The sequence below is a fragment of the Akkermansia sp. BCRC 18949 genome (assembly GCF_045011645.1).
GTDB lineage: Bacteria > Verrucomicrobiota > Verrucomicrobiia > Verrucomicrobiales > Akkermansiaceae > Akkermansia > Akkermansia massiliensis.
This window is the reverse complement of record NZ_CP123619.1, coordinates 470,948-493,990: the sequence shown is the minus strand read 5'-3', so window position 1 is coordinate 493,990 and position 23,043 is coordinate 470,948. Positions and strand designations below refer to the sequence as shown.

Sequence of the window (23,043 nt, the reverse complement as noted above, 5' to 3'; positions counted from 1 at the left end):
ATGACCGCCTCCTCTTCCGTTCCCGCCCGTCCCCCCCGGCTGCACTCCCTGGATGCCCTGCGCGGGCTGGACATGCTCATCATCCTGGGGCTGGACGCTCTGGTCCTGCTCCTGGCCGCCAGAAATCCGGAAAACGCCTTCCTCCGGGAAGCCGCGCGCCAGATGTCGCATGCCCATTGGGCAGGATTGCACCTGTATGACCTGGTGTTCCCCGTCTTCGTGTTCATCTCTGGCGTTTCCATGTCCTTCTCCCTGGCGAAATACACCGGCGGAAACGCCTCTGCGGCCTCCGGCCTTCTCCACCTTTGGAAACGGGCCTTCGTTCTGGCCTTCCTGGGCCTCCTGGTCAACGGAACGCTTACCTGGACGGAGGATATGCGTTACGCCTCCGTTCTGGGCCTGATCGGCTTCTCCTGCGCCATCGCAGGCACGTGCATCCTGCTGTGCCGCCGCACGGGAGCGATTGCCGCGGCGGCGGGAGGCCTTCTGGGCCTCATCGCCCTGCTTCAATTCACCTGCGGCAGCTTCACGCCGGACGGCTCCGTCAACTCCTGGGTGGACATGCACTGGCTTCCCGGCCGTCTGCACGGAGGCGTCTTTGATCCGGAAGGCCCCCTCTGCATCGCCTCCGCTTCCGCCCTGTGCATGGGCGGATGGCTGGCGGGAAAATTTTTGAAGGAAAGCCGCCTGCCTTCCGTCCGCCTCTGCATGGCGATGATGGGAGCGGGAATCCTCCTCTTTTCCGCCGCCCGAATGCTGGACGGCGCCTATCCCATCATTAAAAGCATGTGGACCGGCACCTTCGTTCTGGCCGCTGCCGGAATCTCCCTGATGCTCCTGTCCCTGTTCCATCTGGCCGTCGACGCATGGAACGGCGGAAAATGGGCCAAATGGGCCTTTCCCCTCCGCGTCATCGGCGTCAACGCCCTGGCCGCCTACCTCATCCACGCCCTGCTCAACGTGCATGAACTCAACCAGCGCATCTTCAGCGGCGCGGCGGACTTCTTCCCGCCTTTCCAGCCCGTATTGCTCGCCGTTTCTCTTCTCCTGCTGCAATGGCTGGTTCTGCTCTTTTTTTACAGGCGCCGCATATCCTTCGCCAAAAGCCCGGCCAAGTAACGGCGTGGATGAAATTCCCGGCCATGAGGCTGGCTTTCTCCGGAAGACACCCCGTTATGAATACTCCCATCCGGAGAACCGGACAGCCGCTAAAAACGGTGGCCATGACCGGATAAACAAAAACGCCCCTCCCGTGCAGGAGAGGCGCTTCCGAAAACCAGTCCGGACAGCAACGCTCGACTCAACGCATCCGGCGGCGGCGTAGCAGGGCCAGCAGAAGACCGGCGGCGGAAAAGCCTGCCGCAGCAGGTTCCGGAACTGGAGCCGCTCCGGTGATGTAATGAATCTTCACGTTGGCCCAGGCTCCCCCATTGGTGGTGATCCAATACTTGCCCACATTTTCTTCCGTGGCTTCCAGCGGACCGTCCGCACGGGTCAGGATATTCCCGTCAGCGTCCCTGACCACATAGTCAACCGTATCAAAGCCGTTGCCGCCCGAGGAGGAGGAAGCGTTCTGACCTAAAAGTTCTCGCACCGCAGTCCCGACGGTTCCGGTGGTCGTGTACGGATCAATGGCGGCCTGGATGGTTCCCCCGCTCGCATTGATCCAGAGGCTGGTCGTCGCAAGACGTCCGTTTAATCCGAAATCCCAAACATACCCCGTGGACAGCCCGCCTCCCAGCGCTCCTGAATTGATGCTGGAATCAATAGTCAAGTTGCCCCAGAGCTGCGTATTGCCTGAGTTCAGGGAAAAAGATTTGTCCATGTCCACGTTCCCTAAAACCAAGGCCCCTCCCGTGTTGTTGCTGAGAGTGCCCGTGCCTTTCAGAACAAACTGGTCGACATTCCTGTAATTCAGGCTCCCCGCGCCGGCGGTGGAGATGGAGGCGTCACTGTTGATGATGATGCTGTTTCCCGCGCCGAGAGTAGTAGGAGGCACGCCGGCCTCCGTCCAGTTGTCCGCGTCCGTCCAGGAGGATCCGTCCCCGTTTCCCGTCCACTGATAGGTGGCCGCTGCGCCCAGGCCGGACAAGGCAACCAGGACGCAGGAAGCAGTGAATAAGGTTTTCTTCATAAAATCAAAAGTTAAATATGGATATGAATGGATCCGCACCTATCGCCGGACTGCTGCACAAATCCGCACCCGGGAGCGTTCTGCGGTCAGAAGCCAAGGCTTGGAACCCTGCTTTTTCTAATATCGGATTGCTAATCCGTTACGGAATAGTTCCAATGCCGCATGGTGCGCCGCAAGCCCCTCGGCATCCGGACGCCAACCTGTGCAGCAATGATTTCTCTTTTCTGAAATTCAGCATATTCCGACGGAATATATGTATTTCCACACCCGCAAAGGCTCGCGGCTCTCCACGTACCGGCAACGCAACGGAGGAAGCCTTTTCTCCGGAGAAACAGACTCCCATTATAAAACGACCGGGCAACATAAGCACCTTTCCCTTAAAATCAGAGCTTGACGCCGGATTAGCAATCCGTTTTCCACATGGAAAAAGAAGCAAAATAAGGCGGAAACATCATTTTTTGCTCGTCTCCGGAAAATGCTTTGCCATCATGGCGCAACGGCTTTTTTTCCGAAAAGCAGGGAAGCGACCCTTCCTGCCCTCCTGCCAGTCCATCTGCCACCTTCCTTAACCTAATGATGATTCCCATGAAAGCATTCACGTTCCCGGCTCTTGTCCTGGCGGCCCTGAGCATCTGGACTGCTGCCGCCCAAACCCGGATATCCACCATTCCCCCGCTGCCGGGAAAAAACGCGCGTTCCCTTCAGGTACCTCCCTACCAGTCCTTCTGCTGGTTCGCGGCGGACCGCGGCCGCTGGCCCGGAGACGGCAACCGGGTGCTGCCCTGGTTCGGCCGAACGGCCCCCGGCAACCTGCTGGACAGCAAGCCGAACCCCAGCACCGCCAAACCGGGGGACCACGCCATGTTTGCGCTGTTCCACCTCAAGGACGGCAATTTCATGGCCGTGCTGCCCGTCGCCACCCCTGATTCCCTCGCGTGGCTGAAGCTTGACGGAGACGGCAAATTCCTTGTGGAATCCGGCACGCTGGGAACTTCCACCGCCAAACCGCAGCCCGTCCTGGCCGTCACCGCCGTGGACAAGGATATTTACCGCGCCTGCTCCGCCGCCTGGAACAAGGCCCTTTCCCTCCCCTTCATCAAGGGCAGAACCTTTCCCCGGGAAAAGAAGGTTTATCCGGAACCCTTCAAGTACCTCGGATGGTGCAGTTGGGAGCAGTATAAAAAGAACATCTCCTCCAAGCTGCTTGAAGAAACGGCCAGCCAACTGGAGGCCTCTCCCATCCCCGTCCGGTGGATGCTGGTGGACGACGGGTTCCAGACCCAGGAAGGGCTTAAGTTGATCAGCTTCCAGACCCGCCAGGACAAATTCCCGCAGGGCTGGCAGCCCCTGATGAAGCACAAAAGCTCCAAGTTGAAATGGATGGGCCTGTGGAACTGCTATTACGGCCTCTGGAACGGCATCCACCCCAAGCACCGGCTGGACGCCCAGACGGCCCGCGGGCTGGTCAGCACTACCAAGGGGAAAATCCTCCCCGGTGACGGCCCCGGAGGAGCCGGGGCGTTTTACAACCCTTTTCTCCAATCCGTCAAGGACGCCGGGTTCGACTTCGTGAAGATCGACGTGCAGGCGGAATACCTGAAGCATGCGGACGGCCTGGACAACCCGGTCCGCCACAACACCAAGTGTTCGGAAGCCCTGGAACAGGCATGCCGGAAGACGGGCCTCAGCCTGATGAATTGCATGGCGCAGGGCACCGTCAACATCCAGAATACCCGCTACAGCGCTATCACCCGGTGCAGCATTGACTACAAGCTGGGGGATGAAGCCATGGGCAAGTCCCACATCCTCCAGTCCTACGCCAATACGCTCTGGTTGGGGCAGACCGCGTGGCCGGACCATGACATGTTCCATTCCACGGACCCCACCAGCGCGCGCCTCATGGCCGTTTCCAAGGCCGTATCCGGGGGCCCCGTCTACCTTTCAGACCCGGCTGACAAGCTCAATCCGGAAAACATCATGCCCCTGGTCTGGTCCGACGGCCTTCTGCTGCGGCCGCTGGCCCCTGCCGTCCCCCTGCCGGATTCCGTCTTTCTGGATGCGCTGAACGAAAACCGCCTGTACCGGGTGATCGCCCCGCTGCCCGGCCAAAGCGCCGCCGTGGTGCTGTACAACCTCAAACACCCCTCCCCGGCGGAACCGGTGCAGGGGAAAATTTCCCTGGGGGATTATAAAAACGCGGCGGCCCTGCTGAACGGCAACGCGGCGGAAGCCTATGCCTCCATTCCGGCGGAGGGAATCGCCGCCTATTCCGCAGAGGGAGGCCGCGCGCTGACCCCGGCACAGCCGGACCTGGACGTGAAGCTAACGGGCTTCAAGGACCGCCTGTTCATCATGGCGCCCATCGTCCGGGGCTGGGCCGTCATCGGCAGGGGGGACAAATTCCTCTCTCCCTGCGCCCTGGCCGCCGCTCCGGAATACGGGGCGGACAGCCTCCGCTTCCGCGTGAAGGAATCCGGCCCGGTCGTCGTCTGGCGCGGGAAAAGCCCCGTGAAGGCAGGGAACGTTCCCGTCAAAAACCTGGGCAACGGTTTTTATGAATTGCAATTCCCCGTTTCCGACCGCCCGCTGGACGTTACCGTGACAGCCGAATGAGCGCTGCCGTCCCTTCCCAACCCTCTTTCCTTCCCCCCATGCATCTGCTGCGCCCGTTCCTGGCTTTCGCCCTGCTGTTCCCGTTCTGCTGGCACATCCCGTCCTCCGCCGCCGCTCCGGCGGGACTTCCCGCACCGGAACCCGCAGAGGCCAAACAGGCGATTGAACAATTCCTGGGCCTCACCGCCATCTGGATGCTGGAAATGGAATGGACCCACGCCTATGCCAATAAAACGCCCAAGGCGGAGGACTTCCGGAACGCCATGCTGGCGGCGGGCCTTCAGCAATGCCCCGCTGATTTTCAGGAAGCATGGCTGCGGCAGACGAACAAGCCGGGGCGCAATTACGCGGCGCCCGTCCTGCGCAAGTACGGCGTCAGCCTGAAGGACCTCCGGGAACGGCTCCAGGGCAAACTGTTCAAGATCAATTCCCGGGTGCATCCGCCCATTCCCCTTTACGACGAGGATGAACAAGTCCCCCGCATGGATCCGCGCACCTGCGGTGACCCCAAGGCCATCCTGGAAGCCCTGGCCGCCCTGCGTGCCCAGGTCATGGGCCTTACCCCGGCCCAACTGGCCCGGGCCAGGCAGTCCATTGAACGGGTCATGCTGGAATTCACGCTGGCCTACATGGAAACCGCCATCTGCATGAACACCGCGGGCATCCGGGAAAGCCAGGTCAGGGAACTGTTCGCCCCCATCAGGACGGACGGATGCCCGGAGGACTTCCGCCGCGCCTGGCAGCACGACCTGCCTTTCTTCCTCAAGGGCCGCTTCACGGGACCGGAACTGACCCTCTCCACCGTCTGCAAGAAATACGGCGCCAGCGAGCAGGAGGCATTCCTCAAGGTCCGCAAAAAGATGAAGGAATGGGATATCCAGCCGCCTACCCCGCAGACGCAGCCCGCGTTCCGCCGGGACATGCAGGAAATCCGGGAAAACATGCTGGGCGGCCGGAAATAAAACCGCCTCTCCCCGGACCATGGGGGACGGGACGCCTTGCAGCATATGAAACCATAAGAACAAAGAAATGTTTTTTAAGTTTATCAATAGTGATGTTTCCGAATCTCCCGAGATTTGTTGGAAAGCGGAATGTCTGGTCTACGGCTTCCTTGTAGAGGAATGTTATTCGTCTGACAGCATTAAGACCTTTGAATCATTTCATGAAGAGGCCATCCGTTTTGCTGACGAATTGTCATCCCGGAACGAAGAGGGCGCGGAGGTTCTTAAAAATGGTATTGACTGGCTGAATGTTTTTAACAGCTATACTCGCTTCATGGAGACGGAAAACGATCTTTCTCCAGAGCATTATTTCTGTTGTGACAAAGACAAGGTGGTAAAGTGGATGAAGGAAATGAAAGACCATCCATAACGCCATTTCCCATTCGTTTTTACTCAGCCGAAAAATGGAAAGGCCCATCTGCCGCTGAACAGAGGACGCGCGGAAAAAGGCCGGATAACCCGGAAAACGTTCCGGGATTTCCGCAGCATGTTCAGCCGAGAAGGCCCGCGTCCATTCCCTCGTTATATTCCCAAATGCCCTGCTCCACCATGAAGGAACTCCAACTGTTGAGCAATTGCTCAAAATAGGCGGCATTTACATTGAAATGGTAAAACGTGTGGTCCGCCACGTCCAGAAGCTCAAACCTGGAGCGGTTTTTCTTTTTCCGCCACAGCTCCGCCAGCCGCTCGCTGTTGCGCCACGGCAGCAGCCTGTCCCTTCCGCCATGGCTCGCGAACAGGGGAGGCAGCCCTTTCTGCACGCGCCGCAGGGGATTGACGGCATCCCGCTGGTCAGGGGGCATCATGCCTCCCAGTTTAAAGGCGGACTGCGCCGCCAGGTCGCACACGCCGCGGAACAGGGCCACGGCGGCGGGACCGGGCGGAAGGGAAGCCTTCCTGCGGAACAGGGACCAGCGCGCGGGATGGTCGGGGAGGGCCACATGCAGGGCCATCAGTCCTCCCGCATCGCTCCCCGCTACGGTAATGCGGGCCGGATCCAGCCCCAGCAGGGCGGCGTTTTCATACACCCAGGCCCAGGCTTCCCGGCCCTCTTCCAGAATATCCATCGGCTCCACCTCATAAGCGCCGCGCGTACGGAACATGGGAATAATCCCCACAATTCCCTGCTGGGCAAGGTGAAGCGCCCATGGCACAAAATCCCCCAGGCTCTTTCCCACCCACATGCCGCCGTGAAAAAACAGCACGGAGGGCGCGGAAGCGCCCTCTCGATGGCCGGGAGGAAAAAAGACGTAGGCCATCAGCTCCTCACCGTCTGAAAACCGCCTCCACACAAAGCCGGGCTGTTCCCGCAACAGTTTCCTGTACCGGGCTTCCGCCAGATGATCGGCTTCCGTGAACAATTCCATAAGAACGGCTTCATGATGCAATTGTGTTGCACTCCGCGCAAGTTTGATGTCTAAATAATCGTGTAATGACTTTCCGCTCCATTCTCACCATGGCCTGCTGCGCCGCAGCTCTTCTCGCCCCCGCCTCCGCCGCCCCCCGGCCCGGAGACGCCAAACTGAGGGACGATCTGGACGTAGCCTACAACACATGGCGCCTGCACCTGCTGCGCGGCAACTATGACGGCTGGAGAGCCACCACCTCCGCCTACCGCCAGGTGAAAGTGCGCAACCTGGCCGTCTCTGAAAAACGCTCCTTTCCCGCCTCCCTGTTCCGGCAGCCCATGGCTCCGCCCGCGCTCGCCCCGCTGATGTACGTGGGCTCCGTGGTGGACGGTCCCACGGCCGCGGCCACCTACTACGGCAAGGTGGACCTGGGGCTGGGCCAGGAACCGACGGACTCCAACGCCCTGGTCCTGCTGTTCACCCATGAAAACGGCAAATGGAAATACGACCAGGCGCGCTTCTTCAACCTCACCCGCCTGCCCGCCGTCAAGGAACGCCTCAAGCGCGGCGACGCCACCGTCCTGATGGAGCAGGACGGCTTCCAGCCCCTTGGAAAAATTCCCGCCGTGCCGCCTGTCTGCCCGCCGCCCAAATACATCGCAAAAATTCTGGTGGACTGCCCCGGCCGCACCGTCAAGGCGAACGTAAACAACATTTCCCCGCATGAATTCGACAACACGCGCCTGGCGGAAATCATTTCCGGCGGCCTAAGGGACGGAACCAACTCCCTCACGCTGAAGTTTTCCGACAGCCCTAACGGCAAAAAGGGCGCCGTTCTCGTGGAGGTTTACATCATGCCGGAAATCCCGGGACAACTGCCCGCCAGGGCCTTTTCCTACTTCGTCCCCCCCCAGGCGCACCCCAAAAGCGGCCCCGTTCTGATCAACGTCACTCCGGAGCTGCTGAAGACCATGGACCCGAAGAACACTCCGCCGCAGGCATCCGCCGGCAAATAAAATCGTCATTCTTCAACGTTTCCGCCGCGGGTCCGGTCATACCGCCATATGACAACTCAACCTCAAGTCAGCAGCTCCGCGGTATCCGGCAACTCATGGTGGATGGGTATCCTTGGCGTCATCGAGCTATTTCTTGGCTTCATCGCCCTGGCCTCTCCCTGGATTGTCGGGGCCAGCTTCATCTGGGTGATCGGCATCATGCTGATGATCCTGGCCGTCGTCCGGCTGGTCCAGGTCTTCACCGTCCCGTCCTCCCGCTGGTGGAACCTGGTGACGGCCATCCTGTACGGCATCGCCGGCTGGTTCCTGTTCCGGGACCCCAATATTTCCCTGGCCATCACCACGCTCATCATCGGGTGGGGCCTGGTCATCGCCGCCGTCTTCCAGGGGGCCATCTGGCTCCAGACCCGTTCCCTGCCCGCCAGCGGCTGGCGGCTCTTCAACGTGATCATCACGCTGATCCTGGGCCTCATGGTCATCTTCGGCTGGCCTGAATCCACGGCCTGGTTCATCGGCACCCTGATCGCAGTGGAACTGATCTTCTCCGGATGGACGCTGCTCCTGTACGCCTTCAGCGGCAACTCCGCCCGCCGTTAATCCCGACGACAGCAATGACCCTCACCCAGGAAGAAACCGAACGGTACGCAAGGCATCTTTCCCTTCCGGAACTGGGCGAACAGGGCCAGCAAAAACTCAAACGGGCGCACGTCGCCCTGACGGGCCTCGGGGGGCTTGGCTCCCCCGCGGCCCTTTATCTTGCCGCCGCGGGCGTGGGGCGGCTGACCCTGATCGACCCGGACGAGGTCTGCCTTTCCAACCTCCAGCGGCAGATCCTGCATGCCACGGATGCGGCGGGAACGGCCAAGACCGCCAGCGCCGCCAGGCGCCTGTACGCCCTGAACCCTTCCGTCCACATCAACACGGTCCACAGGCGGCTCACCCCGGACAACGCCGTTTCCCTGCTGGAAGGGTGCGACCTGGTCCTGGACGCCTCGGACAACTACGCGGCGCGCTTCGCCATGGCGGACGCCGCTTGCGCCCTGCGCCTGCCGCTGGTGCACGGAGCCGTGAAAGGCTTCATCGGCCAGGTGGCCGTCTTCGCCCCCCACCAGGGCACCGCGTGCTACCGCTGCCTCTTCCCGGCAGACACGCCCATGCAGGAGAAAGACACCGCCTCCGCCGCCGGCATCCTGGGCGCGCATGCGGGCATCATCGGCTGCATCCAGGCCATGGAAGCCCTGAAATACCTGGCCGGCATCCCCTCTCCGCTGGTGGGAGCCATGCTCTCCGCAGACACGCGGCGCATGCGCTTCACCACCATTCCGCTGGCAGCCAATCCCGCGTGCAGGTGCCGGAAAAACGGGGACCGCGGAGCCGCAATGAAAAATTGACGGCCATGGGGGCATCTGGCATCATTCCCGCCAGATATGAATCATTTAACACGCGCCAAATCCGTTTTTGAAATGGAGATTGAAGAGCTGCGCGGCGTCCTGTCCCGGCTGGATGACAATTTCAACCAGGCTGTGGAACTCATGTCCCAGGCCCTGGACCGCGGCAACAAGATCGTCATCGTAGGCGTAGGCAAATCCGGCAACATCGGAGCCAAAATCGTCGCCACCCTGAACTCCACCGGAACGCCCACCGTCCTGCTGGATTCCCTGAACGCCCTGCACGGGGACCTGGGCATCGTCCAGGACGGCGACGTCTGCATCGCGATGTCCTTCTCCGGGGAAACCTCGGAACTGCTGGCTCTGCTCCCTTTCATCAAACGCTTTGAACTGCCCATCATTTCCATGACGGGCAATACGGCCTCCTCCCTGGCCAAATACTCGGACATCGTGCTGGACACGGGCGTTTCCCGGGAAGCCTGCCCGCTGAACCTGGCCCCCACCTCCAGCACCACGGCCATGCTCGTCATGGGGGACGCCCTTGCCATGGCCCTGGTGGAAGCGCGCCACTTCACCGCGCGGGACTTCGCCAAACGCCACCCCGGCGGCTCCCTGGGCCGCGCGCTGCTCACCAAGGTGAGCGACATCATGCGCCGGGGGAAGGAAATGGCCATCCTTCCGGAAACCGCCTCCGTGAACGACTGCCTGAAGGCGATGACCACCGCCCACACCGGCGCCTGCATCCTGCTGACGGCGGACAACAAGCTGGCCGGCATCTTCACCCACGGAGACTTCGTCCGCGCGTACGGAGCCAATCCCCTCATCGGGGAGCAGCCCGTCAGCGGCCTCATGACCCGCAACCCCATCTATGTGATGGAAGACGACCTGGCCGCCGAGGCGGTGAAGGCCGTCAGCAACCGCCACATTGACGACCTGGTGGTGCTCAACGCGGAAATGACTCCCGTGGGCATCGTCGACCTTCAGGACCTTGCCAGGCTGAAACTGGTTTAGGCTCCCTCCATCATTCCTTCCAGGCATCCGTGATTCAAAAGTAACAAATCAATCACGGATGCCTTTTTCATTGAACGGAAGCTTTCATTTTCACAATCTAATTTCCATAAACATGTTCCTGAAATTTACGATCACCCTGCTTGCCTGCTCCTGGGGCTTTGCCCATGCGCAGGACGTTTCCGCCCCGGCGGGAGATCCGGATGCGCCCGCACCGGAGGAGGCCCCCCGGGAAGTCCCCCTGCCGGACGGCAAGACGGTACCCAAATTCGAACCCCTGGACGAGCACCGCATCAAGATAGGCAACGTGATCGTGAACCACAAGGAACGCACCGTCAGCTTCCAGGCGCAGGTCAACATGCAGGAGGGCATTCTGGAATATATCTGCTGCATGCCCAACGGCAAGCTGCATGAATCCCTGCTGGTGACGGAGGCGGACCCCCTGCACATCAGCCTGGGCATGACGCTGCTCAAATTCCACCGCTTTGAAAAATTCTTCCCGGTGCGGGATGAAAACTTTGAATGGCTCCCCTTCACGGAGCCCAAGCCCGCGGACTATGCGGACTCCTACGTGCAGGTCGCCATGACCTACACGGAAAACGGCAAGGAGCAGAAGAGCGACTTTTCCGACATGGTCGTGAACTCCCAGACCCGCAAGGGGCTGGACCCCAATGACTGGCTTTACACCAACTCCTTCTTTTACGAAGGGGCCTACCAGGCCAGCCTGAGCGGAGAAGTAATCTCCATCTTCGCGAGCCGCACCTCCCCCATCAACTACATCGGCGACTTTCATGACGGCGTCAACGACACGGGCTGGATCGTCAACCCGAAGAAAAACCTGCCCCCCGGCACGAACGTCACCGTCACCATCTCCCAGAAACCGGTTCAACCCAAGCAATAGCACATTATGTTCAAATCCGCACTTTCATTAACGCTGGCCGCCGCGCTGGGCACAGCCGCCTTCGGCCAGACCACCGTGACGGCCGTTCCCGGAGAAGCGGCCGCCTCCAAATACGCCTCCATCAGCCAGGAAATCCTGCGCGCCATTGAAAAAGGGAACGAATACCTGAAAAGCAAGCAGAACCCGGAAGGCTACTGGGCGCAGCCGTCCTATCCGGCCCTGACGGCCCTGGCGGTCACCGCCTACATGCGCGACCCCGCCAACCAGGGCAAGCCCATCCCGGAATACATCCGGAAGGGGTATGACTTCGTCCTGAAATCCCAGAAGGAGGACGGCTCCATCTTCAACCGCGGCATGTCCTCCTACAACACCGCGGTGTGCATGATGGCCCTGCTGGCCGCCAACAAGGAGGAATACGCCCCCGCCATCCTCAAGGGCCGCGCCTACCTCATCAAGCAGCAGAACCACTTCGCTCCGGACAACCCCTACAACGGCGGCATCGGCTACGGGGATAAAAAGGCCCCTCCCATTGCAGACCTTTCCAACACCTCCCTGGCCCTGGAAGCTATTTACTACTCCCAGAAGCTCGCCAAGGACGGCAAATACGGGGAACAGCCGGACCTGGACTGGAACGCCGCCACGGAATTCATCAACCGCTGCCAGCAGAACCCAGCCGTCAACAAGGAACCCTGGGTCTCCAGTGACAAATCCCAGCTCGGCGGCTTCGTGTACCGCCCGGGCGTCGCCAGCGCCAGGGACAGCAAAAGCGCCGCGTTTGACAAGGCGGAACCGCCCAGGGCCTACGGCAGCATGACGTACGCGGGCATGCAATCCCTCATTTACGCCAATGTGGACAAGAACGACCCCCGCGTCAAGCTGGCCCTCAAATGGCTGGAAAACAGCTACAACCTGGATGAAAACCCCGGCATGGGCATTCAGGGCCTGTACTACTACTACCAGGCCATGTCCAAGGCTCTCAGCGCCATGGGAATAGACACCCTGACGCTGGAAGACGGCCGCAAGGTGGACTGGCGTGACGAACTGGCCAACAAGCTCATCTCCATCCAGAAGAGCGACGGCTCCTGGGTAAACACCAACAACCGCTGGTGGGAGGCGGACCCCGTCCTGGTGACCTCCTACTGCGTGCTGGCGCTGGAACAGCTTTACCATTCCATTCCCCGGTAACGGACGCGCCATCCTGACTTCAAGGGCCGGAGAGGGAGGAAATGACCTCCTTTTCCGGCCTTTTCCATGCCCGGAAATGAACGTCCCATGGAATAAAAGGGTCTTTTCTTCAACCATTTCAAATTCATGGACACCATTGATTCCATTACCATTATTGCGGCGGCGTGGGGGTTGCTGGTCCTTCGGCTGACGCTGGCCCTGATCCTGTGGCCGCACGGAGCCCAGAAAGTGCTGGGCTGGTTCGGGGGAGCGGGCTGGGACGGCACGTACCAGGCCTTCACGGAAAAAATGGGCATTCCCCCCTTCCTGGCCAAGGTGGCCATGCTGACGGAATTCTTCGCCCCCATCTGCCTGGTGCTGGGCGTCTTCACCAGGATAGCTGCGCTCGCGGTCATCATCATGATGGCCGTCGCCATGACCAAGCACGTTAAAAACGGCTACTTTGCCAACTGGTCCGGGAAAAAAGCCGGGGAAGGCGTGGAATTCCACCTGCTCTATGCCGGCTCCGCCCTGGCGCTGCTGCTGACCGGTCCCGGCCCGTGGTCCGTGGACGCCTGGTGCATGGACATCGTGCACGTCATCTTCGGCTGACGGAGGCAGGTCATGCCCGGCTGGGCATAGGACGTACTTTCCGGTTCTCAAATCCGCCGTACTCTGGTACTTGTGGGGGTGCAGCCTTCCCCTTCGGGAAAGGCGGCTCCTTTTGCCTTTCCACCTTCTTCCGCCATGACCAGCCTGAAACGCTCAAAACTCCGGCAGTGCACCAACTGCGAATGCATCATCAACGGAGTATGGGACTGGGTGGTGGAATGCGCCCGCGAGGCGGCTGAGGAAGAACCCGCCATGCGCGGCATTCTGGACGACGTCTGCCTGTCCCGCAATTCCCTGGCCACCTCCATCTCTGCCCGGCTGGCGCGCAAGCTCTCCCGCCGGGACATGCCGCGGGAACTGATCGAACCCCTCATCCGGGAGGCGCTGGCGGAAAACCAGAACATCCTCAGCCAGATCGCCAACGACCTGATCGCCATCGTGGACCGGGACCCCGCCTGCCGCACGCCGCTGGAACCCCTGCTCTTCTACAAGGGGTTCCACGCCATCACCACGTACCGCATCTCCCACTGGCTGTGGCAGCACGGCCGCACCATCATGGCCCTTCAGTTCCAGAGCCTGGCCAGCGAAGTCTTTGCGGTGGACATCCACCCGGCGGCCACCATCGGCTGCGGCATCCTGCTGGACCACGCCACCAGCTTTGTAGTGGGGGAAACCGCCATCATCCGCGACAACGTCTCCATCCTGCATGAAGTAACGCTGGGCGGCACGGGCAAGGAGGAAGGAGACCGGCACCCCATTGTGGAATCCGGCGTCCTGATCGGCGCGGGGGCCAAAATCCTGGGCAGGGTCACCATCGGCGCCTGCGCCAAAATCGCCGCCTGCTCCGTCGTCCTGGAAAACGTCCCTCCCCATACCACGGTGGCGGGCGTTCCCGCCGTCATCGTCAATGACTCCATTCCGGACAACCCTGCGCTGGACATGAACCAGTGCCTTTGTGACTAATCCTGCAACGGATTAGGAATCCGTCAGTTACTGCTAAAAACACGGCAAATCCCAAGCCCTGCAAAAATCAGGGGAAAAAGCAAGCTCCAAAAAGACCAGACGTGTCACAATGATTTCAATCTCAATGTATTGAAATTTATAATACACTAAACTTCAACATTTTGAGTTGAGGCCGGATTCCTAATTCGCATACTGCTAGGATATGCGTTTAAGATTACCCTTCTCTCTAAGGTCCGTCCTGCTTGCGTGCAGCGCCCTGTTCTCTACCGTGGCCTCCGCCTCTGTTTCAGACGGAAACCTTGGCAACGTCATGTACGTAGGGGACTCCATCACCCATGGCGTCAACAGCGGCTCCTGGCGCTGGGCCATGCACAAAATTTTTGCAGACAACGGCATCAGCTATACCGAAAAAGGTATCATGACCGGCAACTACAGCGGCGGAGTGGCCGCGGGAACCTCCTACGGCGGCAGGATTTTCCAGAATCTCCATTCCTCCGCGGCCAGCGCGCGGACCTATGAAATCGCCGGCAGGGCGAACAGCAGCAGCTACGGGCGGTTTGACGGCTCCAACATCAAGAACTGGCTGGGCCTGAGCACGGAAAAAACCCAGGGGGGAACCTACACGGGCCAGACCTTTACCGGGGCCGACACGCCGGACACGTTTTTCCTGCTCGCCGGCACCAACGACCTCCTTTCCGACAACAACAACAGTACGCTGCACCTGCGGCTGGACGGGGTCACCTACCTTCTGCTGAGCGACATGGATTCCATCGTCTCCTCCATCCGCACCGCCAACAGCCACGCAAGCATTCTGGTGATGACCATCCCCTGCTGGACGCAGCATTCCAACGGGAACCTGGCTGAAACGCACCAGGCCGTAGCCACCTACAACGAATCCCTGAAAGAATGGGGCGCAGAAAATGCCGCCAACGGCGTCAAAGTCATTGACATCAATGCGGGCATCATTGACGTGGCCTCCTCCACCCCTTTCTACGGGGTGCGCTCCATGTTCTACAATCCCACGGCGGACGGCCTGCACCCGAACGCCCAGGGGGACCTGCTGATGGCGGGCAACCTGGCCAAGGGCATGGGGTACGCGGGCCGGTCCGCCGGGCAGGAAAGGAAAGCCGCCCACGAACTGGGCGTCAACTTCGGCCAGACGCCCTCCATCACCCAGCAGACGCTGACGGCCAAGGGCTTTACCGCCAATAACGTCACCATCTCCAACAACACGATCAACTTCAACAAATCCGGCAGCAGCACCCTCACTTACAACTGGGGAGCCTCCCAGGGGCAGGACAAGGGCTACACGGTGGATTTCACCCTGCGCCTGGGCAACGGCGCCACGGGCGGCTGGGACACCACGAACAACTTCTCCCTGAATCTGGGCAACGGAACGCTGAACATCAATGAAGCGTACATCCAGTGGGGAAGCACCATCCTGTACTCCAAAGACATGTCCGCCAATGCGGATTCCATCCGCGTGGCCTACGTGGCGGGGGACAACGCCCACGGCCTGAACGCGGGCTACTACATCTGGCTGGGGGACGTCCTCATCGGGGAGGCGCAGACGGCGGCGGGGGGCAGCTCCTCCGGCCTCACCTTCAGCTATTCCGGCACGCTGGACGCCATCCTGTCCAATCTGGCGCTGGACGGCTCCCTCTCCTACGCGCCCTCCACCAGCGGCATCACCGGACCGGAAGCCCTTTATCTGGCAAACGGCGGAGCTTCCTCCGCCCTCAAGCCGGGCATGATCGAATGGACAACGGGCGCCGCCGCCACCGCCGTGGCTACGGCCGGGGCCAATGCCACGTATAATGCCCGCAACGGCACCAACTCCAACATCGCCAGCATCACGGGAACGGGAAGCACCAAATTCATTTACGCCAACAACGGGGCCTATGGCAGCGCGGACAGCCGCCAGGACCTGTGGGTGACGCTGGGGGAAGGCGTCAGCAGCGATAACGGCTGGATAGGAGGCCACACGTCGGGCGACCTGTACGGGGACATCCACCTGCGCCTGGCGGAAGGGGCCATTGGCAAATCCACGGTATTCGGCACTGTTAACGGGGGCACCGTCCACGGGGATATTTACCTGGAATTCTCCTCCTCCACCGGGACCTATGACACCTCCTTCACCAACGGGGAGGCGAACCGCACCTCCGTGGCGGGAGCCTACGCCACCGCCGTGGACGGGGACATCACCATAGTGTTCAATGACGGCGTATTCTCCCACCGCATTTTCGGCGGCCTTTACACGGAAAACAAAACCATCTCCGGCTCCACCTCCCTTTACATCAACGGCGGAACGTTCATGAACGAAATCTACGCCGGGAACAAGACGGACGGCACCATCTCCCAGGGAACCAGCCTGACCGTCACGGGCACGGACGCCATTCTGGGCAAGGCTGACGGGGACAACTGGACATGGACGCTCCTGTGCGGCGGCAACAAGGCCAGCGGCACCATCAACGGAGGCACCGCCATCACCCTGAAGGACATTGCCGCCACCACCGGAGACGGTTCCGAACACAAATTTGACAAATACGCCGGCACCATCGACGGCAAGGGGGGAGGAACAGTGAACGGGGAGAAGAAGCTCGTCTTCGACCACTACACTACCGGCTTCCTCGGAACGCTCCAGAACTTTGACAAGGTGCAGGTCACCGGAAATTCGGACCTTGCGCTGGACAAGGCCCTGGGCAATACGGTCGCCTCCCTGACCGTGGATGCAGGCTCCGCCCTCCGGTTCAACCAGGACCAGGGAGCCACGCTGGACATCACCAACAACGGCACGATTCGCACCTCGCACAACCTGACCCTCAAATCCGCAGACACCGGAACCGGAACCTATTGGGTGGAAGGGGGAACGCTGGACCTGGCCGGGCAGGCCGTCTCCGGGAAAATATCCATCTCCGCGGGGGCGCTCGCCAATACGGCGGGGCTGGGCGCCGGGAGCGTCTCCGTCTCCGGCATCACCGGGAACGTCAACCTGGGCGGCCTGGACGGAAGCAAGCTGAACTCCATCAACATGGGCAGCGGCACAGGAACCATTTCCGGCCTGACGGGCCATGCGGACCTGTCCGGCTCCGACACGCAATTGAGGCTTTCCGCCGCCAACATGGGCGCGGACGGCACGGGAATCATCCAGTTCAATGACGCGGCTAATTCCACTCTGACCCTGGGGAACCTGACCCTGACGCTGACGGCGGATGCCGTGGCGCTGCTCGCCGCTCCGGGGGACTACGCCTTCCACGTCACCAACGCCGCCCTGCACGCGGATACCAACCACATCACGCTGAGCGAATACAACGGCATGGCGTGGGACATTACCCGGACGGAAGGCGGCCAGGTAATCATCTCCTTCGGCCAGCTGGACGCCATGGTCATTGACAAGGGAGCTTCCAAAAACGTCACCTCCGCCAGCACCCTGGGGGCAACCCCCAGCGTCACCAACAACGGAACGCTGAACATCGACCTGTCCGCGGCCACTGCGCCGGAAGACAAAACAACCACCATCCGCTATCTGGCCGGCACGGAAGCCGGTGCCGTCGTGAACACGGGAACGGACAGCGACGTGATCATCACGCTGCTGAATGAAACCTCCGCAGATCCGGACAAACCAGGCAACACCGCTTACGCGGGTTCCATTGAAGGAGCGGCGCAGCTCGTCAAGGACGGTGAACAGAGGCTGACCGTTGACGGCAGGGTGACCGCCTCCGCTCTGGACGTGCAGCAGGGAGAACTCGTGCTCCAGAACACGAAGGAAAGTTCCATCATCTCCGGCGCCCTGAACGTGGAACAGGATGCCGCGCTGACGCTGAACTCCGCCTCCCTGGCCGCCGGGGATCTGGCGGGCTCCGGCTCCATCACCCTGAACGGGGGCGCCCTGCTCACCATCGCCAGAGACACTCTTTCAGACCTGACGCTCCACGCAAGCGTCACCGGCTCCGGCACCCTGAAACTGGACAATTGCAACCTGATTCTAGGCACGGACAGCAATCTGGGCGAAGACGTGCTGCTCCATCTGGGGGGCGGCAGCCTGCGCCTGCAGGACGGCTCCACGATCGCGCTGGAAGGGCTCCACCAGGAGCAGGAAAACGGCGCGCTCCACCTGGGGGCAAACGGACGTCTGGAACTGGCCTCCAACGACGGGAAAACCTACTCCTTCAAGGGGGATATCACCGGCACGGGAGCCATCACCCACCGGGGCGAAGGCACGCAGATCATCCTTTCCTCCGGGAATGGCGGCGTGGACGTCAGCCATACCCGGGCGGGCGGCCACCTCGTCCTGGGAGACAAGGACCTGGCCGCGGACGGCTCCATGACCTACAGGGACATTTCCATCGGCAGCAACACCCGGGACGCCTCCGACCTGGACGCCACGGCGGACCTCTCCCTGATGAACAATACCACGGCCAACACGCTCTCCATCGCCTCCAACGGCAAACTATACCTGGGCGGCAATCCCAACCAGCGGGCGGTCCAGCTCGTGCTGACCGGCAGCAACGGCGGAGTGGCGGCCGATCTGGACTCCGGCGCTTCCCTGGACCTCACCGTCAATACGGAAACGCTGGCCCGCAGCGCGGACAACGCCTGGGCCGCCGTGAAGGCGGAAAACGGCTCCATCCGCATCAACGGGGCGGACCCATCCATCAACGTCAACATTTACGGCCTGGGTACCGCGGGAGACTGGGCCATCCTGCCGGAATTCACCATCAACGCCTTCTATGCGGAAAACGGCCTGGCCACGGCAAACGGGGAAACCTGGACGGCGGACATGGTGAACCTGACTTATGCCGGCTTCGCCAACCTCGTCTATGACATCAGCAAGATACTCTCCGACGACGGCAAGCTGTTCCAGGTCCACTTCACCAAACTGGGAGACAGCCCGCTGAAGGACTTCGCCTCCACGGAAAACCAGAGAGCCGCGGTGGACAGCCTGTGGGCCGTCACCTCCTCCCCCGGAAGCATCACCCCGGCCATGATGGAATTCCTCAATGCCGTGGGCACCGCCCAGGCCATGGGGGACACTGGCGCCCTTCAATCCGCCCTCTCCTCCTATGCGGGCAGCGGCGTCACCGCCCTGCACTCCGCCCAGAAGGGAGCCCTCCGGGACCAGGTGCTCCACCTGCGCAACCGCCTCTCCCAGATGGGAGCCTCCCCGCAGTACATCAACGATGACCTGCCCTGCTTCAACGCCTGGATTGAAGGGGAAGGCGGCTACCGCAAACTGGATGACCGGATGGACGAATCAGGCTACAAGCTCAACACCTGGGGCGGCACCTTCGGATTTGACGTAACGTGCAGCGACAGCTTCGTATGGGGAGCGGCCTTCTCCGCCAGCTATGGCGACCTGGACGCCTACATGGCGAACGGAGACCTGGACTCCTACTACGGCAATCTGTTCTTCCGCATCCAGTCGGGCCGCTGGGCGCACAACGTCATCCTCACCTACGGATGGAACGACGCTTCCCTGGACCGCACCGCAGGCATCCCCGGAGCCGGCATGTACGCCATGCACGGCAGCACCAGCGGCAGCAGCTACGGCGCCTTTTATGAAGGCACGTATGACCTGTACCTGGATGAAAACAAAACCTCCGCGTTCCAGCCCCTGGTGAACGCCTCCGTGTACAAGAGCCGGATGGACGGCTTCACGGAATCAGGGGGCCTGGGCATGAGCGTGGACGACATGGATTCCACCTACGGCACCGTGGGACTGGGGGCGAGGCTCCGCGGAGAGCTCTCCAGCAACCTGACGGGCCGCGCGTCCATGGGTGAACTGCGGGTGCAGGTTGTCCAGCTCCTGGGCGACCGGAAAACCACGGCGGCGCTGTCGCCCGCCGGCGTGCCCGGCGCAGGATTCCGCGTGAACGGAGCCAGGGAAGGAGCTACCGGCGTGCAGGCAGGCGCGGGCATCACCATTCCGGTGGGTTACACCAGCTCCATTTTTGCGGATGTCAATGCGGACTTCCGCAGCCGCGCCACCAGCTTCAACGGAAGCATCGGCTACAGGCTGACTTTCTAACGGGACTTCTTCAGGGGTGTGTACAAGCGGGGAGCATCGCGGCCATGCTGCGGTGCTCCCTTTCTGATTGCGGACGTGCCTGTTCAGGCGCGGTCTTCCCCCGGAATCCGGGAAGGGTCCTTCATCTGCCCGCTGCCTTCAATGACGTACTTGTAGGAGGTCAGCTCCCGCAGAGCCATTGGCCCGCGGGCATGAAACTTGTCCGTCCCGATGCCTATCTCCGCGCCGAAGCCGAATTCCTCCCCGTCGCTGAACCGCGTGGAGCAATTATGGTAGACGCACGCGCTGTCCACCCGGCTCATGAAATAATCGCGGGCCTTTCCATCCTCCGTGATGATGGAATCACTGTGATGGGAACCGTAGCGGTTGATATGCTCTACGGCATCCCGGACGCCGTCCACCACCTTCACGGAGAGAATCAGGTCTTCATACTCCGTAGACCAATCCCTTTCCTCCGCAGGAACGGCCTCCGGACCGAAAAACGGCCTGCTCCGCCCGCACACGCGGCATTCCACGGCACGCCGGCGCATGCGCTCCGCCGCCATCGGCAGGAACCGTTCCGCCGCGGCGGCGTCCACCAGCAGGGTTTCCGCCGCATTGCAAACGCCCGGGCGCTGTGTCTTGGAGTCGTCCAGCACGTTCACGGCCATCTTCAAATCCGCTGCGGCGTCCACATACACGTGGCAAACGCCGTCCAGATGCTTCAGCACGGGAACCCTGGCGTACTCCGTCACGGCGCGGATCAGCCCCTTTCCACCCCTGGGAATGACCACGTTCAGGAAAGAATCCAGCTCGCACAACTGCCGCACCTCATCCCGGCTGCCGGAATCAAGAAGCTGCACGGCGTCCGCGGGGACGGCGGACTCCTTCAGCGCGGCGCGCAGAACCTCCGCCAGAACCCGGTTGGTCCGCAGGGACTCGCTCCCGCCGCGCAGAATGACGGCATTCCCGGACTTCAGGCACAGGGCGGCGGCATCGCAGGTAACGGTGCCGCGGCTCTCGTAAATAAAACCGATGACCCCCAGGGGAACGCGCACCTGGCGGATATGCAGGCCGTTGGGGCGCGTCCACTCCCGGATGCATTCGCCCACGGGATCAGGGAGGGCCGCCACCTGCTCCATGCCGCGGGCCATGTGCTCCACGCGCTCCGGCGTCAGGAGAAGCCTGTCCAGAAACGCGGCATTGCGGCCGCCCTTCCGGGCCTCTTCCATATCAAGGCCGTTCTCCCGGACAATCTTTTCCGCGGCGCTCCGAACGCCTGCGGCCATCAGGCGCAGGGCCTGCGCCTTCTCTTGCGGCTCCAGGGCAAGCATCTCCCGTGAAGCCGCCAGCGCGGCCCGTCCCACCGGTTCAAGAGGATTCTCCATCTTCATAACTTCATCCCTTCGGTACAAAATACGTTCCGGCTCCTTCCGCCTTCCCCTCCAGCAGCAGCGCGATGCGTTCCGGATGGCGGCCGTGCAGCATGTAAACGCCCGTCCCCGCATTCACGGCCTCCCGGATGGCCTGGAGCTTGGCGCTCATGCCGCCCATGGAAAAGCGGCCCCGGTCCTCCTCTGCGAACGCCAGCACGGCATCCACGTCCTCCACCCGGGGAATGATGGCTTCCCGGCTGCCTCCGGGGGGATACAGGCCGTCCACGCTCGTCAGGATAAACAGCGCGTCAGCCTCCACCAGGCGCGCCATGTGCACGGAAAGAATGTCGTTATCCCCGAACTTCAGCTCTTCCACGGATACGGTGTCGTTCTCATTCACGATCGGGATGATGCCTCCGTACTCAAACAGGCGCAGCACCGTAGCCTGCACGTTGTGGCGGCGGCGCTTCAAATCCTCTGCCGTCAGCAGGAGCTGAGCCACATCCACGTCAAAATGGTTGAAAAGATTCTCATACGTCTGCATCAGCCGCGTCTGCCCCACGGCCGCGCATGCCTGCTTCAGGGACAACTCCTGCGGATAGGACGGCAGCCCCAGGACGGACACGCCGGAACCCACAGCCCCGGAGCTCACCAGCACCACCTGGTGGCCCTGCTGCATCAGGTCCGCCAGCGCGCTGACCAGATGCACGATGGAAGAACCATCCAGCGTCCCGTTCTCACGGGTCAGAACGCCCGTTCCTACTTTAACTACGATTTTCATGTACTTCTGCCCTCCATGATATAACAGGCTCTTTCCTCACAGAAAGCAGAAAACGCGTTCTTCCCGCAATGCCGCGGTTCCGCTGGCCGCGCAGCGATTCCAGCCATGAAAAAACCTCATTTCCGCGCGAACACGTCCCTGGTGCAGTCATCATTCCACACGTATTCGAGCTGCTCCGCTATACCCTCCGCCCGTGACCTGCCAAACCGGTCGCTCACAAACCCGAGGGCCATGTCCATTCCGGCGGAAACGCCGGAGGAAGTATAAAACTTCCCGTCCGCCACCCACCGGGCACGTTCCTCCCAGCCGACTGCGCCGCGGACGGACTTCACCCATGCAAAAGACTTCTTGTTGGAAGTCGCCCTTCTGCCGTCCAGCGCGCCGCAGCCGGCCAGCAGCGCGGCCCCTGTGCAGACGGACAGGCAATACTCCGCATCGTCCGCCATGCCCCGGAGAAAATGCAGGAAAGGCGGAAAAACCGCCAGGCGGCGGGTCCCCCTTCCTCCCGGAACCACTAAAATTCCGCCGCCGTCCGCCTCCGTGGCCGGTTCAGTGACAATTACCGTCTTTTGAGCACTTGCGACGGTTCCGCCATGTTCGGAAAAATAACGCAGCCGGTATTCCTCTACTTTGCCCAGCACTTCCACCGGGCCGAATGCATCCAGCGTCTCAAAATCATCAAAAAGCAACACATTCACATCCACCAGGCCACATTACTCCATCCGTCCTC

General features: G+C 61.4%; 19 protein-coding genes. 13 read left to right on the top strand and 6 right to left on the bottom strand.

The window, feature by feature from the left end:
• Entirely contained in the window at positions 1–1,119 is a 1,119-nt protein-coding gene (locus P8A25_RS02015) for a DUF5009 domain-containing protein (RefSeq protein ID WP_215443556.1), read from the top strand.
• Positions 1,120–1,300: 181 nt separating this feature from the next.
• Here P8A25_RS02015 and P8A25_RS02010 read toward each other — a convergent pair whose 3' ends face one another.
• The gene (locus tag P8A25_RS02010) at positions 1,301–2,134 is read right to left on the bottom strand and encodes a hypothetical protein (RefSeq protein ID WP_215443554.1); all 834 of its coding nucleotides are present in this window, start codon (positions 2,132–2,134) and stop codon (positions 1,301–1,303) included.
• A gap of 401 nt (positions 2,135–2,535) precedes the next feature.
• Positions 2,536–2,721: a hypothetical protein gene (locus P8A25_RS02005; RefSeq protein WP_215443552.1), complete on the bottom strand. Its 186-nt coding sequence runs from the start codon at positions 2,719–2,721 to the stop codon at positions 2,536–2,538.
• Here P8A25_RS02005 and P8A25_RS02000 point away from each other — a divergent pair.
• The 3 genes from P8A25_RS02000 to P8A25_RS01990 all read left to right on the top strand — a co-directional run bounded on the left by P8A25_RS02000 (position 2,720) and on the right by P8A25_RS01990 (position 6,118).
• Positions 2,720–4,747 (top strand): Sip1-related alpha-galactosidase, encoded by a 2,028-nt coding sequence (locus tag P8A25_RS02000; protein WP_215443550.1) that lies wholly within the window; start codon positions 2,720–2,722, stop codon positions 4,745–4,747. The two genes, P8A25_RS02005 and P8A25_RS02000, sit on opposite strands and share 2 nt — an antisense overlap.
• 38 nt (positions 4,748–4,785) lie before the next feature.
• Positions 4,786–5,709 (top strand): hypothetical protein, encoded by a 924-nt coding sequence (locus tag P8A25_RS01995; protein WP_215443549.1) that lies wholly within the window; start codon positions 4,786–4,788, stop codon positions 5,707–5,709.
• A gap of 67 nt (positions 5,710–5,776) precedes the next feature.
• Positions 5,777–6,118, top strand: a complete 342-nt coding sequence (locus tag P8A25_RS01990; protein WP_102729996.1) for a hypothetical protein — start codon at positions 5,777–5,779, stop codon at positions 6,116–6,118.
• A gap of 121 nt (positions 6,119–6,239) precedes the next feature.
• On the opposite strand, the gene P8A25_RS01985 is transcribed toward P8A25_RS01990, so the two are convergent.
• Positions 6,240–7,115: an alpha/beta hydrolase gene (locus P8A25_RS01985; RefSeq protein WP_102736846.1), complete on the bottom strand. Its 876-nt coding sequence runs from the start codon at positions 7,113–7,115 to the stop codon at positions 6,240–6,242.
• Between the two features lie 65 nt (positions 7,116–7,180).
• Here P8A25_RS01985 and P8A25_RS01980 point away from each other — a divergent pair, with 65 nt between their 5' ends.
• From P8A25_RS01980 to P8A25_RS01940, 9 genes are all read left to right on the top strand, one after another.
• On the top strand, positions 7,181–8,113 hold the full coding sequence (locus tag P8A25_RS01980) for a hypothetical protein (RefSeq protein ID WP_215443547.1): 933 nt from the start codon (positions 7,181–7,183) through the stop codon (positions 8,111–8,113).
• Positions 8,114–8,161: 48 nt separating this feature from the next.
• On the top strand, positions 8,162–8,710 hold the full coding sequence (locus P8A25_RS01975) for an HdeD family acid-resistance protein (protein ID WP_102722689.1): 549 nt from the start codon (positions 8,162–8,164) through the stop codon (positions 8,708–8,710).
• Positions 8,711–8,724: 14 nt separating this feature from the next.
• Entirely contained in the window at positions 8,725–9,504 is a 780-nt protein-coding gene (locus P8A25_RS01970; protein WP_022397557.1) for a HesA/MoeB/ThiF family protein, read from the top strand.
• Positions 9,505–9,540: 36 nt separating this feature from the next.
• The gene (locus P8A25_RS01965; protein WP_215443545.1) at positions 9,541–10,512 is read left to right on the top strand and encodes a KpsF/GutQ family sugar-phosphate isomerase; all 972 of its coding nucleotides are present in this window, start codon (positions 9,541–9,543) and stop codon (positions 10,510–10,512) included.
• A gap of 112 nt (positions 10,513–10,624) precedes the next feature.
• Entirely contained in the window at positions 10,625–11,410 is a 786-nt protein-coding gene (locus P8A25_RS01960) for a YdjY domain-containing protein (RefSeq protein ID WP_022397559.1), read from the top strand.
• Between the two features lie 6 nt (positions 11,411–11,416).
• Positions 11,417–12,595 (top strand): prenyltransferase/squalene oxidase repeat-containing protein, encoded by a 1,179-nt coding sequence (locus P8A25_RS01955; protein ID WP_102736844.1) that lies wholly within the window; start codon positions 11,417–11,419, stop codon positions 12,593–12,595.
• Between the two features lie 126 nt (positions 12,596–12,721).
• On the top strand, positions 12,722–13,186 hold the full coding sequence (locus P8A25_RS01950) for a DoxX family protein (protein WP_022397561.1): 465 nt from the start codon (positions 12,722–12,724) through the stop codon (positions 13,184–13,186).
• A 135-nt stretch (positions 13,187–13,321) separates the two neighbouring features.
• On the top strand, positions 13,322–14,149 hold the full coding sequence (cysE, locus tag P8A25_RS01945) for a serine O-acetyltransferase (RefSeq protein ID WP_022397562.1): 828 nt from the start codon (positions 13,322–13,324) through the stop codon (positions 14,147–14,149).
• Between the two features lie 202 nt (positions 14,150–14,351).
• Positions 14,352–20,177, top strand: a complete 5,826-nt coding sequence (locus tag P8A25_RS01940) for an autotransporter domain-containing protein (RefSeq protein ID WP_404838744.1) — start codon at positions 14,352–14,354, stop codon at positions 20,175–20,177.
• Positions 20,178–20,260: 83 nt separating this feature from the next.
• Here the strand turns inward: P8A25_RS01940 and P8A25_RS01935 are convergent, their stop codons facing one another.
• The 3 genes from P8A25_RS01935 to P8A25_RS01925 form a co-directional block, all read right to left on the bottom strand.
• Complete coding sequence (locus tag P8A25_RS01935) at positions 20,261–21,544, bottom strand: glutamate-5-semialdehyde dehydrogenase (RefSeq protein ID WP_251828056.1); 1,284 nt, start codon at positions 21,542–21,544, stop codon at positions 20,261–20,263.
• A 10-nt stretch (positions 21,545–21,554) separates the two neighbouring features.
• Positions 21,555–22,313, bottom strand: coding sequence for a glutamate 5-kinase (gene proB, locus P8A25_RS01930; protein ID WP_022397567.1), 759 nt, complete (start codon positions 22,311–22,313; stop codon positions 21,555–21,557).
• 116 nt (positions 22,314–22,429) lie between these two features.
• Complete coding sequence (locus tag P8A25_RS01925) at positions 22,430–23,017, bottom strand: DJ-1/PfpI family protein (RefSeq protein WP_022397568.1); 588 nt, start codon at positions 23,015–23,017, stop codon at positions 22,430–22,432.
• Positions 23,018–23,043 lie beyond the last annotated feature (26 nt).